Source organism: Kytococcus sp. HMSC28H12 (assembly GCF_001816045.1).
Lineage (GTDB): Bacteria > Actinomycetota > Actinomycetes > Actinomycetales > Dermatophilaceae > Kytococcus > Kytococcus schroeteri.
Genome location: NZ_KV824506.1, coordinates 1 through 1,197 on the forward strand (window position 1 = coordinate 1; position 1,197 = coordinate 1,197).

Sequence of the window (1,197 nt, forward strand, 5' to 3'; positions counted from 1 at the left end):
GCAGCGCCCATCCCGTCCCGTCCACAGCCCCGCCAGCCGAGCCGGCCCAGTCCTCCCCACCCACCGGCTCGCACGTCCTCCGCCCACCACCGGTGCGGTGACCCCCCGGCCCGGGCAGTACGGTTGTGACCGGTTCCACGTCTGACACAGGAGGTTCTCGTGACCCAGCCCGTCAAGGTCGCCGTGACCGGCGCCGCCGGCCAGATCTGCTACTCCCTGCTCTTCCGCATCGCCGCGGGCGAGCTGCTCGGCCCGGACACCCCCGTCCAGCTCCGCCTGCTCGAGATCACCCCGGCCCTCCCCGCCCTCGAGGGCGTCGTGATGGAGCTCGAGGACAGCGCCTTCCCGCTGCTGTCGGGCGTGGAGATCGGCGACGACGCCAAGAAGGTGTTCGACGGCGCCAACGTCGCGATGCTGGTGGGCGCCCGCCCGCGCGGCAAGGGCATGGAGCGCTCGGACCTGCTCGAGGCCAACGGCCAGATCTTCACCGGCCAGGGCCAGGCCCTCAACGAGGTGGCCGCCGACGACATCCGCATCACCGTCACCGGCAACCCGGCCAACACCAACGCGCTCATCGCCATGAACAACGCACCCGACATCCCCACCGAGCGTTTCTCGGCCCTCACCCGCCTGGACCACAACCGCGCCAAGGCCCAGCTGGCCACCAAGGCCGGCGTGCGCACCACCGACATCCAGCGCATGACCATCTGGGGCAACCACTCGGCCACCCAGTACCCGGACATCTTCCACGCCACCATCAACGGCAAGCCGGCCGCCGAGGTCGTGGACGACCAGGCGTGGCTGGAGAACGACTTCATCCCCACCGTGGCGCAGCGCGGCGCGGCCATCATCGAGGCCCGCGGCTCGTCCTCGGCCGCCTCCGCCGCCACCGCCACCATGGACCACACCCGTACCTGGCTGCAGGGCACCGCCGAGGGCGACTGGACGTCCATGGCCGTGTGCTCCGACGGCTCCTACGGCGTGCCCGAGGGCCTCATCTCCTCCTTCCCGGTGACCACCAAGAACGGCACCTGGGAGATCGTGCAGGGCCTGGAGATCGACGAGTTCTCCCGCGGCAGGATCGACGCCTCCGTGGCCGAGCTGGCCGAGGAGCGCGACACCGTGCGCGAGAAGGGCCTCATCCAGGGCTGACACCCCCTCACGCGACGAAGGGCCGACCCCGTGCGGGGTCGGCCC

The 1,197-nt window shown here is 71.4% G+C and carries 1 protein-coding gene; it reads left to right on the forward strand.

Features of this window, described 5'->3' with window-relative positions; genetic code table 11:
* The first annotated feature begins 159 nt into the window (after positions 1–159).
* Complete coding sequence (locus HMPREF3099_RS07330; RefSeq protein ID WP_202816722.1) at positions 160–1,152, forward strand: malate dehydrogenase; 993 nt, start codon at positions 160–162, stop codon at positions 1,150–1,152.
* The last annotated feature ends 45 nt before the right edge of the window (positions 1,153–1,197 follow it).